At 72.7% G+C, this 14,739-nt stretch carries 10 protein-coding genes and 1 pseudogene; 6 read left to right on the plus strand and 5 right to left on the minus strand.

What is annotated here, in order from left to right; all coding sequences use genetic code 11:
• Positions 1 to 174: 174 nt before the first annotated feature.
• Both ACFY2L_RS34810 and ACFY2L_RS34815 read left to right on the plus strand, forming a co-directional pair.
• Positions 175 to 1,659 carry a 3' terminal RNA ribose 2'-O-methyltransferase Hen1 gene (locus ACFY2L_RS34810; protein ID WP_390824328.1) on the plus strand — a complete coding sequence of 495 codons (1,485 nt, stop codon included), beginning with the start codon at positions 175 to 177 and terminating at the stop codon, positions 1,657 to 1,659.
• A complete protein-coding gene (locus ACFY2L_RS34815) occupies positions 1,656 to 4,223 on the plus strand; it encodes a polynucleotide kinase-phosphatase (RefSeq protein WP_390824329.1) in 2,568 nt (855 codons plus the stop codon). The genes ACFY2L_RS34810 and ACFY2L_RS34815 overlap by 4 nt, the downstream gene beginning before the upstream one ends.
• Before the next feature lie 441 nt (positions 4,224 to 4,664).
• On the opposite strand, the gene ACFY2L_RS34820 is transcribed toward ACFY2L_RS34815, so the two are convergent.
• Together ACFY2L_RS34820 and ACFY2L_RS34825 are read right to left on the minus strand one after the other, a co-directional pair.
• Positions 4,665 to 5,564: a hypothetical protein gene (locus ACFY2L_RS34820; RefSeq protein WP_390661804.1), complete on the minus strand. Its 900-nt coding sequence runs from the start codon at positions 5,562 to 5,564 to the stop codon at positions 4,665 to 4,667.
• Positions 5,561 to 6,757, minus strand: a complete 1,197-nt coding sequence (locus ACFY2L_RS34825) for an SPFH domain-containing protein (protein ID WP_390661803.1) — start codon at positions 6,755 to 6,757, stop codon at positions 5,561 to 5,563. Before ACFY2L_RS34825 ends, ACFY2L_RS34820 begins: the two co-directional genes overlap by 4 nt.
• Before the next feature lie 140 nt (positions 6,758 to 6,897).
• Here ACFY2L_RS34825 and ACFY2L_RS34830 point away from each other — a divergent pair, with 140 nt between their 5' ends.
• Both ACFY2L_RS34830 and argF read left to right on the plus strand, forming a co-directional pair.
• Positions 6,898 to 8,121 (plus strand): arginine deiminase, encoded by a 1,224-nt coding sequence (locus tag ACFY2L_RS34830; protein WP_390824330.1) that lies wholly within the window; start codon positions 6,898 to 6,900, stop codon positions 8,119 to 8,121.
• Positions 8,122 to 8,215: 94 nt separating this feature from the next.
• Positions 8,216 to 9,223 (plus strand): ornithine carbamoyltransferase, encoded by a 1,008-nt coding sequence (gene argF / locus ACFY2L_RS34835; RefSeq protein WP_390824331.1) that lies wholly within the window; start codon positions 8,216 to 8,218, stop codon positions 9,221 to 9,223.
• An 18-nt stretch (positions 9,224 to 9,241) separates the two neighbouring features.
• Here argF and ACFY2L_RS34840 read toward each other — a convergent pair whose 3' ends face one another.
• Positions 9,242 to 9,706, minus strand: a complete 465-nt coding sequence (locus ACFY2L_RS34840) for an ATP-binding protein (protein ID WP_390661962.1) — start codon at positions 9,704 to 9,706, stop codon at positions 9,242 to 9,244.
• Positions 9,707 to 9,996: 290 nt separating this feature from the next.
• Here ACFY2L_RS34840 and ACFY2L_RS34845 point away from each other — a divergent pair, with 290 nt between their 5' ends.
• Together ACFY2L_RS34845 and ACFY2L_RS34850 are read left to right on the plus strand one after the other, a co-directional pair.
• Positions 9,997 to 10,824: an enoyl-CoA hydratase family protein gene (locus ACFY2L_RS34845; protein WP_390824336.1), complete on the plus strand. Its 828-nt coding sequence runs from the start codon at positions 9,997 to 9,999 to the stop codon at positions 10,822 to 10,824.
• Positions 10,821 to 13,262, plus strand: coding sequence for a bifunctional salicylyl-CoA 5-hydroxylase/oxidoreductase (locus ACFY2L_RS34850; protein WP_390824337.1), 2,442 nt, complete (start codon positions 10,821 to 10,823; stop codon positions 13,260 to 13,262). Before ACFY2L_RS34845 ends, ACFY2L_RS34850 begins: the two co-directional genes overlap by 4 nt.
• Here the strand turns inward: ACFY2L_RS34850 and ACFY2L_RS34855 are convergent.
• Together ACFY2L_RS34855 and ACFY2L_RS34860 are read right to left on the minus strand one after the other, a co-directional pair.
• Entirely contained in the window at positions 13,252 to 14,457 is a 1,206-nt protein-coding gene (locus ACFY2L_RS34855) for a sulfate adenylyltransferase subunit 1 (protein ID WP_390824332.1), read from the minus strand. The two genes, ACFY2L_RS34850 and ACFY2L_RS34855, sit on opposite strands and share 11 nt — an antisense overlap.
• Before the next feature lie 2 nt (positions 14,458 to 14,459).
• Positions 14,460 to 14,739: pseudogene (locus tag ACFY2L_RS34860) on the minus strand (sulfate adenylyltransferase small subunit); the annotation flags it as partial.

Raw genomic sequence — 14,739 nt, forward strand, 5'->3', positions numbered from 1 at the left:
AGACCCGGCGCGTCCGCCGTCCCCGGCCGGCCCGCTCCGCCGCACCACCACCGAGGCCGGCGAGGACGCCGGGAAATTCCCGCGTGCACCCCGGCCGATCTCTGTACGTTGGAGGCGCGCGCGAGCGCACTACCAGCGCTTTCGCTTCTACCGAACTCTTTCGAGGCAACCACCGTGTTCCTGACGATCACCGCCACCGGCACCCCCGAACGCCCCGCCACCGATCTGGGCTACCTGCTGCACAAGCATCCCGACAAATCGCAGGCGTTCTCCACCTCCTACGGCAAGGCGCACGTCCTCTACCCCGAGGCCGACGCCCAGCGGTGCACGGCGGCGCTGCTGCTGGAGGTGGATGCCGTGGCGCTGGTCAGGCGCGGCAAGGGAAAGGGCCGCGGCGGCGCCCCCGACGCGGCGCTCGCCCAGTACGTCAACGACCGCCCTTACGCGGCCTCCTCGCTGCTCGCCGTGGCGCTGAGCGCCGTCTTCTCCAGCGCGATGCGGGGCGTGTGCACCGCCAGGCCCGAACTCCCCGCGCAGCCGAGGCCGTTGCGCGTCGAGGTGCCCGCGCTGCCCGCCCGGGGCGGCGCCGGTCTCGTCAGCCGGCTCTTCGAGCCGCTCGGCTGGACGGTGACCGCCGACCCGGTGGCCCTGGACACTCGGTTCCCCGAGTGGGGCGACTCGCGGTACGTCCGCCTGGTCCTGGAGTCGGAGACGCTGACCCTCGCCGAGGCACTGCGCCATCTGTACGTGCTGCTGCCGGTCCTGGACGACGCCAAGCACTACTGGGTCGCCTCCGACGAGGTCGACAAGCTGCTGCGCGCGGGCGAGGGCTGGCTGCCCCAGCACCCCGAGCAGAAGCTGATCACCAGCCGCTATCTCTCGCGCCGCTGGTCGCTGACCCGGCAGGCGATGGAGCGCCTGGAGCTGGTGCGGCTCGCCGAGACCGACGACAGCGAGGTCGAGGACATCGACAACGCGGTCGGGGCGGAGGCGGAGACCGAGGAGAAGCCCACCCCGCTGGCCGTGCAGCGGCGGGACGCGATCATCGCCGCGCTGACGGCGTCCGGGGCCACACGCGTGCTCGACCTCGGCTGCGGCCAGGGCGAGTTGGTACAGGCGCTGCTGAAGGACCCGCGGTTCACCGAGATCGTCGGCGTCGACGTGTCGATGCGCGCGCTCACCATCGCTGCCCGGCGCCTGAAGCTGGACCGGATGGGCGAGCGGCAGGCGTCCCGCGTCCGGCTCCTGCAGGGCTCGCTCGCGTACACCGACACCAGCCTGGGGGGCTACGACGCCGCCGTGCTCAGCGAGGTGATCGAGCACCTCGACCTGCCCCGGCTGCCGGCCCTGGAGTACGCGGTGTTCGGCTCGGCCCGCCCGCGTACGGTCCTGGTGACCACCCCGAACGTGGAGTACAACGTCCGCTGGGAGAGTCTCCCGGCCGGACACGTCCGGCACGGCGACCACCGCTTCGAGTGGACCCGCGAGGAGTTCCGCGCCTGGGCGTCCGCGGTGGCCGAACGGCATGGATACGACGTGCGGTTCGGCCCCGTCGGCCCGGACGACCCCGAGGTGGGGCCGCCCACGCAGATGGCCGTGTTCGAACTGAGCGCGCCCACCACGAAGACCACGCACGAGAAGGAGGCGAAGGCGGCATGACCGAGACCCAGACCCAGATCCAGACCCGGGCCGGGGGCCGGGTGCTGCCCGTCACCGACCTGTCCCTCGTCGTGCTGATCGGCGCGTCCGGTTCCGGCAAGTCGACGTTCGCGCGACGCCACTTCAAGCCCACCGAGGTCATCTCCTCCGACTTCTGCCGAGGCCTGGTCTCCGACGACGAGAACGACCAGAGCGCGACGGGGGACGCCTTCGACGTCCTGCACTACATCGCGGGCAAGCGGCTCGCGGCCGGCCGCCGCACCGTCGTCGACGCGACCAGCGTCCAGCAGGACTCCCGCCGCCAGCTGGTCGAGCTGGCCAGGAAGCACGACGTGCTGCCCATCGCCATCGTGCTCGACGTGCCGGAGGAGGTGTGCGCCGAGCGCAACGCGGCCCGTACCGACCGCGCCGACATGCCCCGCCGGGTCATCCAGCGCCACACCCGCGAACTCCGGCGTTCGCTGCGCCACCTGGAGCGTGAGGGCTTCCGCAAGGTGCACGTCCTGCGGGGCGTGGAGGACGTGGAGAACGCCACCGTCGTCACCGAGAAGCGGTTCAACGACCTGACCCACCTCACCGGCCCCTTCGACGTCATCGGTGACATCCACGGCTGCGCCGCCGAACTGGAGTCGCTGCTGGGCAAGCTGGGCTACGCCGACGGCGTCCACCCGGAGGGCCGGCAGGCGGTGTTCGTCGGCGACCTCGTCGACCGCGGCCCGGACAGCCCGGGCGTGCTGCGGCGCGTGATGTCGATGGTCAAGTCGGGCAACGCCCTGTGCGTGCCCGGCAACCACGAGAACAAGTACGGCCGTCACCTCAAGGGCCGCAAGGTCCAGCACACCCACGGACTCGCCGAGACGATCGAGCAGATGGAGGGCGAGAGCGAGGAGTTCAGGGCCGAGGTCCGGGCGTTCATCGACGGACTGGTCAGCCACTACGTCCTCGACGGCGGCCGGCTGGTGGTCTGCCACGCCGGTCTGCCGGAGCGGTACCACGGCCGCACCTCGGGCCGGGTCCGTTCGCACGCGCTGTACGGCGACACCACGGGCGAGACCGACGAGTTCGGCCTGCCGGTGCGCTACCCGTGGGCGGAGGACTACCGGGGCCGGGCGGCCGTCGTCTACGGCCACACGCCCGTCCCGGAGGCGACCTGGCTGAACAACACCATCTGCCTGGACACCGGTGCCGTCTTCGGCGGCAAGCTGACCGCGCTGCGCTGGCCGGAGCGCGAGCTGGTCGACGTACCGGCGGAGCGGGTCTGGTACGAGCCGGCCCGGCCGCTGAGGTCGGAGGCGCCCGGCGGGCACGACGGACGTCCGCTGGCCCTGGCGGACGTCCACGGCCGGCGGATCGTCGAGACCCGGTACGACGGCCAGGCACGGATCTCGATCCGCGAGGAGAACGCGGCCGCGGCCCTGGAGGTCATGAGCCGTTTCGCGGTCGACCCGCGCCTGCTGCCGTACCTGCCGCCGACCATGGCCCCGACCGCGACCAGCCGGGTGGAGGGCTATCTGGAGCACCCGGCGGAGGCGTTCGCGCAGTACGCCGCGGACGGTGTCGAGCGGGTCGTGTGCGAGGAGAAGCACATGGGCTCGCGGGCGGTGGCCCTGGTGTGCCGCGACGCCGACGCGGCGCGCAGGCGCTTCGGCGTGGACGGGCCGACGGGATCGCTGTACACCCGCACCGGCCGCCCGTTCTTCGACGACGCGTCGGTGACCGAGGAGATCCTCGGCCGGATACGGACGGCGGTCGACGAGGCGGGGATCTGGACGGAGCTCGACACGGACTGGCTGCTGCTGGACGCCGAGCTGATGCCGTGGTCGCTGAAGGCGTCGGGGCTGCTGCGCTCGCAGTACGCGGCGGTGGGCGCCGCCTCCGGGGCGGTCTTCCCGGGGGCGCTGGCCGCCCTGGAGGGCGCCGCGGCCAGGGGCGTCGACGTCACGGACCTCCTGACCCGGCAGCGTGAACGCGCCTCGGACGCGGCGGCGTTCACGGAGGCGTACCGGCGCTACTGCTGGTCGACGGACGGCCTGGACGGCGTGCGCCTGGCACCGTTCCAGATCCTGGCGGTCCAGGGCCGCAGTCTGGCGAGCCTGCCCCACGACGGTCAGCTGGCCCTGCTGGACCGCCTGGTGGAGCACGACAGCACCGGTCTGCTGCAGACCACCCGCCGCCTGTACGTCGACACCGGCGACCCCGAGTCGGTGCGGGCCGGCGTCGACTGGTGGCTGGAGATGACCGGCCGGGGCGGCGAGGGCATGGTCGTCAAGCCGCTCGGCGCGGTCGTGCGCGACGGGCAGGGCCGCCTGGTCCAGCCCGGCATCAAGTGCCGGGGCCGCGAGTACCTCCGGATCATCTACGGCCCGGAGTACACGCGCCCCGACCACCTCGCACGCCTGCGCGGACGCTTCCTGAACCACAAGCGGTCCCTCGCGATCCGCGAGTACGTCCTCGGTCTGGAGGCCCTGGACCGGCTGGCCGAGGGCGAGCCGCTGTGGCGGGTCCACGAGGCGGTGTTCGGAGTGCTGGCGCTGGAGTCGGAGCCGGTGGACCCGAGGCTGTGACCCCGGCCGGGCCGACGGCCCGCGCGAGCCGGAGGACCTGCCCGGCCCTCCGGCTCGCCCCGGGCGCCGCACACCGGTGCGCGCACACCGGTTCCGGCGTCACTGGTTCCCGTGCACTGGTTCGGGCGTCACTGGTTCCGGCGCACCGGTTCCGGTGTCACCGGTTCCCGTGCACCGGTTCCGGTGTCACCGGTTCTCGTGCACCCGCTCCCGCGTGACCTGTTCCGGCGTCACGGGTCCCCGGTCCCGCGTGACCTGTTCCGGCGTCATCGGTTCCCGCGCACTCGTGCCCGTGCCGCCGGTTCCCGTGCACCGGTCCCGTGCACCATGTCCCGCGCACCGGACTCCGCGCACAGGACTCCGCGCACCAGTTCCCGCGTCACCGGCCCCCGCGCCACCGGCGGCCGTGTCCCTGCCCCCAGGTGACGCCGGAACCGCCGTTCATCCCACCAGTCGCAGCCGCTCCCCGCACACCCCGACCCGCACCGTCTGCCCCCAGGTCAGCTCCACGGCGTCGCTCTCGATGCCGTCCCCGAAGGCGACGAGCCGCTCGGACTCGACGGTGAGGGTCAGCCGGCCCCCGGCGGCCAGCTCGCCCGCCACGCACGACGTCCCCGTCGCCGGTGACGGCCACGCCTCGCGTACGAACCACACCAGCCGTTCCTCCGTCGGCCCCGGCAGCCGCAGGCCGCCGCCGCGTTCCTGCCAGACCGAGCGGATCCAGCCGGTGGCCCCCGTGCCGGTGCCGACCAGTACCCCGGAGGATGCCTGGGCCTCGACGACACCCCCGTCGTCCTCGAGGCCCAGGCGGTAGCGGGCGGTCTGGTGACCGGCGGCGCCGAGGTAGATCTCGTTGAGGGCCAGCAGCCGCTGCGTGTCGTCGGCGACGGCTTCGACCATGGTCAGTTCGGACCCGCCGGTGGCGGACGCGAACACCGAGGGCAGGAGCGCCCCGGCGTCCCCCGGGCGGTGACGGACCAGGACGCCCGGGTTGCGGCCGGGGTCGGTGTCGATGCCCACCACCGGCTGTCCGGCGAGGTACTTGGCGACGTTCGCCACCAGACCGTCCTGTCCGACGACGATCACCACGTCCTCCGGCGCGAAGAGGAAGCGGTCCAGGTCGGCGCGCTCGACCCGGGTCTGACGCCAGGTCAGGGGAATCGCCGCCGTCACCTCCGCCAGGGCCCGCCTCGTACGGCGGTGGCGTTCCGCCACCTCCTCGATGTCCCTGCCCCGCGAGGAGAGGAAGAAGGCGGCCTGGCCGTGCGTGCCGTGCCGGGCCACCAACTCCTCGTACTCCGTGGTGCGATGGACCAGCACGGCCCGCGGGGCGAGGCTCACTCCCGGGCTCCCAGCTTGGCGAGCAGCCCGGTCAGCACGTCCGGCGAGACGGTCACGCTGTCGATGTGCGGCAGGTTCTCCGCGAGACGGGTTCCGGTGAGGGCGTGCAGGGTCGCCACGTCCACGTCCGCGTGGACCCGCAGCCAGGCCGCCTGGGCCTGGGCCCGTGCCTCGCCGACCTCGCGCGCCGCCTCGGCCTCCGCGCGGGCGAGCCGTACGGAACGGGCGGCCTCCGCCTCCGCGAGCCTGACCGTGCGCGCCGACTCCGCCTCGGACAGCCGCTCCGAGCGCAGCGCCTCGGCGTCGGCCAGCCGGACCTGCGTGGCCGCCTCCGCCTCGGACAGCTTCACGGCCCGGGCCGCCTCGGCCTCGGCCAGTTTCACCGAGCGCGCGGCCTCCGCCTCCGCCAGCCGGACCGTCCGGGTCGCCTCGGCCTCCGCCCGCACCTTGTCCGCGGCCGCGCTCTCCTCCGCCTCGCGGCGGGTGTTGGTGCCGCGCTGCTCGACCAGCTGCTCCTCGCGCCGGGCGAGTTCGATCTTGCTGGCCAGTTCGTTCTCGGCGATGGTCCGCTCCCGCTCGACGGCCACCGCCCGCCGCTCGTACGTCGCCCGGTCGGCCTCCTGCTGGATCTGCTCGCGGGCCGGCGTGCGCAGCGCGCGCTCCACCTCGGGCTCCGGACGCAGCGCGACCACGCGCACGGCGACCACCTCGATGCCCGTGGCGGGCAGGCGCGGCTCCGCCGCCAGCCCCGCCGCGACCCGCTCCCGCACCGCCGTCACCCCGTCGACCAGTGCCTCCGCCAGCGGTGTGCGGGCGAGGACGTCCAGGGCGTGCTGCTGGGCCGTCTCGGTCAGCAGGGTGCCGAGCTGCTCCAGGGGCGCGCCGCGCCAGACCCCGGTGTCCGGGTCGATGGAGAAGTCCAGGCGGGCGGCGGCCACGGCGGGGTCGCTGATCCGGTAGGTCACCGTCGCCTGTACGGCGACGTCCTGGAAGTCGGCCGTACGGGCGTGGAAGGTCATGGCCAGCTCGCGGTCGTCGACCGGCACTTCGGAGAGCGCCGCGGTCAGCGAGCGGAACCAGAAGCTGAGTCCGGTCCCGTCGTGCACGAGCGTCCCCGAGCGGTGGTGGCGGATGTGTGCCGTCGGGGCGCCGCGCAGATGGCGCCAGCCCAGCCGCCGGGTGATGTCGGCCATGAGTGATCCCCCTCGCCCTCGCGATTTTCGTCAGTAGGACGATAATCAAGGAGCCGGTTGTCGTCAAGGGGACGAAAACAAGGGGACGCGAAACGGTCTCGCGGAGGGTGAAGACGGGTCCCGGTGGTCAGGATGGAGGCATGGGATTCCATGTCGACTCCGAGGCCGGGCGGCTGCGCCGCGTCATCCTGCACCGGCCGGATCTCGAGCTCAAAAGGCTCACCCCCAGCAACAAGGACGCGCTCCTCTTCGACGACGTGCTGTGGGTGCGCCGGGCGCGCGCCGAGCACGACGGGTTCGCCGACGTCCTGCGCGACCGCGGCGTCGAGGTCCATCTCTTCGGCGACCTGCTCGTCGAGGCCCTGGAGATCCCGGCGGCCCGCGCGCTCGTCCTGGACCGCGTCTTCGACGAGAAGGAGTACGGGGTGCTGGCCACCGACCACCTCCGGGCCGCCTTCGAGGACCTCTCCGCGGCCGAGCTGGCCGAGAGTCTCGTCGGCGGCATGACCAAGCGGGAGTTCCTGGAGGCGCACCCCGAGCCGACCTCCGTGCGCTTCCATGTCATGGAACTCGACGACTTCCTCCTCGCCCCCCTGCCCAACCACCTCTTCACCCGTGACACCTCTGCCTGGATCTACGACGGCGTCGCCGTCAACGCCATGCGCTGGCCCGCGCGGCAGCGCGAGACCGTGCACTTCGAGGCGATCTACCGGCACCACCCCCTGTTCCGCGGGGAAGCGTTCCACGTCTGGTCCGAGGGGCAGGCCGACTACCCGTCCACCATCGAGGGCGGCGACGTCCTCGTCATCGGCAACGGCGCCGTCCTGATCGGCATGAGCGAGCGGACCACCCCGCAGGCCGTGGAACTGCTCGCGCACAAGCTCTTCGCGGCGGGGTCGGCGCGCACCATCGTGGCCCTGGACATGCCGAAGCGACGCGCCTTCATGCATCTCGACACCGTCATGACGATGGTCGACGGCGACACCTTCACCCAGTACGCCGGCCTCGGCATGCTCCGCTCGTACACCATCGAGCCGGGCGCCGCGGAGAAGGAGCTGAAGGTCACCGACCATCCGCCGGAGCACATGCACCGAGCGATCGCCGCCGCCCTCGGCCTCAGCGAGGTCCGGGTGCTCACCGCCACCCAGGACGTGCACGCGGCGGAACGCGAGCAGTGGGACGACGGCTGCAACGTCCTGGCCGTCGAACCGGGTGTCGTCATCGCCTACGAGCGCAACGCCACCACCAACACCCATCTGCGCAAGCAGGGCATCGAGGTGATCGAGATCCCGGGCAGCGAGCTGGGCCGGGGGAGGGGCGGGCCGCGCTGCATGAGCTGTCCGGTCGAGCGGGAGGCCGTCTGACTCGCACAGGTGTCTGTATAGAAATGCTGAGTGTCGTATAGACTTCCAAGGGTCCCTGTCACTGCACCTCTGCACGCATCTCTTGGAGCGCCCCATGGCGACAGTCCCGACCGCCCTCGCCGGCCGCCACTTCCTCAAGGAGCTGGACTTCACCGGGGAGGAGTTCCGCGGTCTGATCGAGCTGGCCGCCGAACTGAAGGCGGCCAAGAAGGCCGGGACGGAGACCCAGTACCTGCGGGGCAGGAACATCGCGCTGATCTTCGAGAAGACCTCGACGCGCACCCGCTGCGCGTTCGAGGTCGCCGCCGCCGACCAGGGCGCCTCCACCACCTACCTCGACCCGTCGGGCTCGCAGATCGGCCACAAGGAGTCGGTGAAGGACACCGCGCGCGTGCTGGGCCGGATGTACGACGGCATCGAGTACCGCGGCGACAGCCAGCAGAAGGTGGAGGAGCTGGCCGCCCACGCCGGTGTGCCCGTCTACAACGGTCTCACCGACGACTGGCACCCCACCCAGATGCTCGCCGACGTGCTGACGATGACCGAGCACACCGGCAAGCCCCTGACGGACGTCTCCTTCGCCTACCTCGGCGACGCCCGCTTCAACATGGGCAACTCCTACCTGGTCACCGGCGCCCTGCTCGGCATGGACGTGCGGATCGTCGCCCCGAAGACCTACTGGCCCGCCCAGGAGATCGTCGACCGCGCCCGCGAACTCGCCGGGACCAGCGGCGCCCGGATCACGCTCACCGAGTCCCTGGCCGAGGGCGTCCTCGGCGCCGACTTCGTCGCCACCGACGTCTGGGTCTCCATGGGGGAGCCCAAGGAGGTCTGGGACGAGCGGATCGCCGCCCTCGGCCCCTACGCGGTGACCATGGACGTCCTGCGCGCCACCGGCAACCCGGACGTCAAGTTCCTGCACTGCCTGCCGGCCTTCCACGACCTCGGCACCAAGGTGGGCCGCGAGATCCACGAGGCCCACGGCCTGGAGTCCCTGGAAGTGACGGACGAGGTCTTCGAGTCGGCCCACTCGGTCGTCTTCGACGAGGCGGAGAACCGACTGCACACGATCAAGGCGGTCCTGGTCGCCACCCTCGGCTGAGTCCCCGGCCGGCCCGGGTCACTCCGGACGCGGCCGCCACTGGGGCGGGACCACGGCCAGCCGGAACCACACCGCCTTGCCCTTGTCGGTGGGGCGGTGCCCGCAGGACGAGCTCAGGGCGCGGATCAGCAGCAGACCGCGCCCGTGTTCCTGCCAGGGGTCGGGCTCCCCGCCGTGCGGCCGGGTGAGGTCGCCCGGCGGCATCGGGTCGTGGTCGTGCACCTCGACCTGGCAGCCGGTCGGCCGCAGCTCCACCACCAGCTCTATCGGGGCGTCCCCGGCGGCGGTGTGCTCCACCGCGTTCGCGACCAGCTCGGCCGTCAGCAGTTCCGCCGTGTCGCTGTCCGCTCCGTGCTCCAGCTCGGTCAGCGCCGTACGGACCAGTGCACGGGCCACCGGCACGGCCGCGGCGGAGTGCGGCAGTGCGATCCGCCAGGAGGCGGCCGAGTCGGCGGGGCGATCTTGCAAGGCGAGTCCGTTCATGGCGCAGGGTCCCGTGATCGACATCAGGCGGTCCTGCTTTCAACTTCAGGAATGGTACGGGGCCCCCGGCGGGTGCGCTTGTCGGGCGCCGTACGGGGCCTGCGGCCCCGCTGCCGGGTGACTTACCCCGGACAACGGCTCGTCTCGCTCCCCGGATCCCGTTGTTACGGCGTTATCGACGACCGGTGACACTGTCAGCGGCCCTGCCCCGCGGCCGTATGTCGCGCCATCGTGACGACAGTCACGCAAGAGTGATAACTTCGAGGGTGACCGTCGAGGAGGCCGCCCTGATGAGTCCCTTCACCGGATCCGCCGCGCGCACCGCCCGCTGGGAACACCTCCGTGTCGAGCACACCGACGGGGTCGCCACCGTCACGCTCACCCGCCCCGCGAAACTCAACGCCCTCACCTTCGGCGCCTACGCCGACCTGCGCGACCTGCTCGCCGAACTGTCCCGGGAGCGGTCGGTGCGCGCCCTGGTCCTGGCCGGGGAGGGGCGCGGCTTCTGCTCCGGCGGCGACGTCGACGAGATCATCGGCGCCACCCTCGCCCTGGACACCGCCCAGCTCCTCGACTTCAACCGGATGACCGGCCAGGTCGTACGCGCCGTACGGGAGTGCCCGTTCCCGGTGATCGCGGCCGTGCACGGCGTCGCCGCGGGCGCCGGTGCGGTCCTCGCCCTCGCCGCGGACTTCCGGGTCGCCGACCCCACCGCCCGCTTCGCCTTCCTCTTCACCCGCGTCGGCCTGTCCGGCGGCGACATGGGCGCCGCCTACCTCCTGCCCCGGGTCGTCGGCCTCGGCCACGCGACCCGGCTGCTCATGCTCGGCGAACCCGTGCGCGCCCCCGAGGCCGAGCGGATCGGTCTGATCAGCGAACTCGCCGAGGACGGCAGTGCGGACGAGGCCGCCCAGAGGCTCGCCCGCCGCCTCGCCGACGGCCCGGCGCTGGCGTACGCCCAGACGAAGGCCCTGCTCACGGCCGAGCTGGACATGCCCCTGGCGGCGTCGGTGGAACTGGACGCCTCGACCCAGGCGCTGCTGATGAACGGCGAGGACTACGCCGAGTTCCACGCGGCGTTCAAGGAGAAGCGCCCTCCCAAGTGGCAGGGCCGATGAGGCCGGCCACGGGGACGCCGGACACGGCGGCGCGGGGCGGAGCAGGCGCACGGCCCCGCGGCGGGGCCCGACCGCTCCCGGAGCACCCGCAGCCGCCCCACACCCCCGCCCGCCCCCTGCGCGTCGCGATCATCGGCGGCGGCCCCGGAGGCCTCTACGCGGCGGCGTTGCTGAAACGCCTGGACCCGGCCCGCGAGATCACCCTCTGGGAACGCAACGCCCCCGACGACACCTTCGGCTTCGGAGTGGTCCTCTCCGACGAGACACTGGGCGGCATAGAACACGCCGACCCTGTCGTCCACGAGGCCCTCCAACAGCACTTCGTCCGCTGGAACGACATCGACATCGGCCACCGGGGCATCCGCCACACCGCCGGCGGCCACGGCTTCGCCGCCCTCGGCAGGAAGCGCCTCCTGCAGATCCTCCACGACCGCTGCCGCACCCTCGGCGTCGACCTGCGCTTCCGCACCGAGGCGCCCTGCCCCGCGCGGCTCTCCGGGACGTACGACCTGGTCGTCGCCGCCGACGGGGTGCACAGCACGACCCGCGACGCCTACGCCGACGCCTTCCGCCCGCGTCTGACGTCCCACCGCTGCCGCTACATCTGGCTCGCCGCCGACTTCGCCTTCGACGCCTTCCGCTTCGAGATCGCCGAGACCGAGCACGGCGTCATGCAACTGCACGGCTACCCGTACGCCCGCCCGTCTTCCGGCCACCACCCCTCGACGAGGCCCTCCGGGCCGCAGGACCCGTGCGGCGCCTCCACCGTCATCGTCGAGATGCGCGAGGAGGTGTGGAAGGCGGCCGGCTTCGACGACCCCGACCCGCGCGCATCCGTCGAGCGCTGCGCCAAGATCTTCTCGGACGCGCTCGGCGGACGCCCCCTGAGGTCGAACAACTCCGTGTGGACCACCTTCCGCACGGTCGTCAACGAGCGCTGGTCGCACGGCAACGTCGTGCTCCTGGGCGATGCCGCCCACACCGCGCACTTCTCCATCGGCTCCGGCACCAAGCTCGCGGTCGAGGACGCCCTCGCCCTGGCCGCCTGCCTGGAGGAACAGCCCGGTCTGCCGGCGGCGTTGCGCGCCTACGAGGAGGAGCGCAAACCCGTGGTCGCCTCCACCCAGCGGGCCGCCCGGGCCAGCCTGGAGTGGTTCGAGAACCTCGGTCTCTACGTCGGCCAGCGGCCCCGCCGGTTCGCCTTCAACCTGCTCACCCGCAGCCGCCGCGTCACCCACGACAACCTGCGCCTGCGCGACGCGCACTTCACCGAGGCGGTGGAACGGGAGTTCGGCTGCCCGCCCGGCACACCCCCGATGTTCACCCCGTTCCGGCTGCGCGGCCTGACCCTGCGCAACCGGGTCGTCGTCTCCCCGATGGACATGTACTCGGCCACCGACGGAGTCCCCGGCGACTTCCACCTGGTCCACCTGGGCGCCCGCGCCCTCGGCGGGGCCGCGCTGGTCATGACCGAGATGGTGTGCGTGTCCCCCGAGGGACGCATCACCCCCGGCTGCACCGGCCTCTACACCGCCCGCCAGACCGACGCCTGGCGCCGCATCACCGACTTCGTGCACACCCGGGCACCGGGCACCGCGATCGGCGTGCAGCTCGGCCACAGCGGGCGCAAGGGATCGACGAAGGTGATGTGGGAGGGCATGGACGAGCCGCTGCCCGAGGGCAACTGGCCGCTCGTCGCCGCCTCCCCGCTGCCGTACAAGCCCGGCAGCCAGACCCCGCGCCAGCTGTCGCGCGCCCAGCTCACCGATCTGCGCGAGCAGTTCGCCGCCGCGGCCTGGCGGGCCGGCCGGGCCGGCTTCGATCTGCTCGAACTGCACTGCGCCCACGGCTACCTGCTGTCCGGCTTCCTCTCCCCGCTGACCAACCGGCGGACGGACGCCTACGGCGGCTCGCTCGCGAAACGGCTCCGCTTCCCCCTGGAGGTCTTCGACGCCGTACGCGCGACGTGGCCGGCGGAACGCCCGATGACCGTGCGGATCTCCGCCACCGACTGGGCCGACGGCGGGACCTCGGCCGAGGACGCCGTCGAGATCGCCCGCGCCTTCGCCGCGCACGGCGCCGACGCGATCGACGTGTCCACCGGGCAGGTCGTCGCCGACGAGACACCGGAGTTCGGACGGTCGTACCAGACGCCGTTCGCGGACCGCATCCGCCACGAGGCCGGCGTCCCGGTGATCGCCGTCGGCGCGATCTCCTCCTGGGACGACGTCAACTCGCTGATCCTGGCGGGCCGTACGGACCTCTGCGCCCTCGGCCGGCCCCATCTCCACGATCCGAACTGGACCCTGCACGCGGCGGCCGAGCAGGGCTACGCCGGCCCGGGTGCCGGCTGGCCCGCCCCCTACCGGGCGGGCAGCCGGCCCCCGCGCACGGGGCGTACGGACGCCCCCAAACCGCGTCTGACCCTCACGAGTTGACGTCGGCCATGCCGGCGGTGAGCGTCGCCCCGTCCGCCGGGTCGATCAGGATGAACGCGCCGGTGCGGCGCGAGACCCGGTAGTCGTCCAGCGCGAGCGGCTCGGCGGTGCGCAGCGTGATCCGGCCGAGGTCGTTCACCGACAGCGCGTCCGCACCGCCGAGGTCGCGCACGATCGCCTTGACGGTCCTGGTGGTGTGCTTCAGCAGCACCCGGTCACCCACCCGCAGCGGACGGTCGGCCAGATGGCACACGGCCGCCCGCACGTCCCGGGTGAGCGTCGGGGCGTCCGCCCCCGCCGTGATCATGTCGCCGCGCGAGACGTCCCGCTGGTCCGTCAGCCGCACCCCGACCGACTGCGGCGCGTACGCCGCCTCCACGTCCTCGCCCAGGGCGTCGATGGCCGCGATCTCGGCGGTCTCGCCGGACGGGGAGATCGTCACCCGGTCGCCGACCCGCAGCGACCCCGACACCAACTGGCCCGCGTAGTGACGGACATCGCCGTGCCGGATGACGTACTGGACGGGGAAGCGGGCGGGCGCGTCGGCCGGGCCGGCACCGACGGGCACGCTCTCCAGGAACTCCAGCAGCGCCGGACCCGGGTACCAGTCCGTCCGTGCCGACCGCTCGACCACGTTGTCGCCGGCGAGCGCCGAGACCGGGACCGGGGTGAAGCCGGGCAGACCCAGCTCGGCGGCGTCGCCCGCGAACTCCTCGACGATGCGCTCGAAGACGTCCTGCTCGTAGCCCACGAGGTCCATCTTGTTGACGGCGAGGACGACGTGCGGGACCCGCAGCAGCGCCGCGATCGCCGCGTGCCGGCGGGTCTGCTCGACGACGCCGTTGCGGGCGTCGACCAGGATGATCGCCAGCTCGGCGGTGGAGGCACCCGTCACCATGTTGCGGGTGTACTGCACATGGCCGGGGGTGTCGGCGAGGATGAACCGGCGGCGGGGCGTGGCGAAGTAGCGGTACGCCACGTCGATGGTGATGCCCTGCTCGCGCTCGGCCCGCAGACCGTCGGTGAGGAGGGCCAGGTCGGGGGCGTTCCCGCCCCGGTTGCGGGAGGCGGTCGCCACGGCCTCCAGCTGGTCGGCGAGGACCGACTTGGAGTCGTGCAGCAGCCGCCCGACGAGGGTGGACTTGCCGTCGTCGACCGAACCGGCGGTGGCGAACCGCAGCGTGTCAACCGTCATGTCTAGAAGTACCCCTCGCGCTTGCGGTCTTCCATCGCGGCCTCGGAGAGCCTGTCGTCGGCACGTGTGGCGCCGCGCTCGGTGAGCCGGGAGGCGGCGATCTCGGCGATGACCTTCTCGAGGGTGTCGGCCTCGGAGTCCACCGCGCCGGTGCAGGACATGTCGCCGACCGTGCGGTAGCGGATCTGCCGCTTCTCGACGGTCTCCCCGTCCTTGGGGCCGCCCCACTCGCCGGCGGTGAGCCACATGCCGCCGCGCTGGAACACCTCGCGGTGGTGGGCG

The organism is Streptomyces sp. NPDC001381, assembly GCF_042895685.1.
GTDB lineage: Bacteria > Actinomycetota > Actinomycetes > Streptomycetales > Streptomycetaceae > Streptomyces.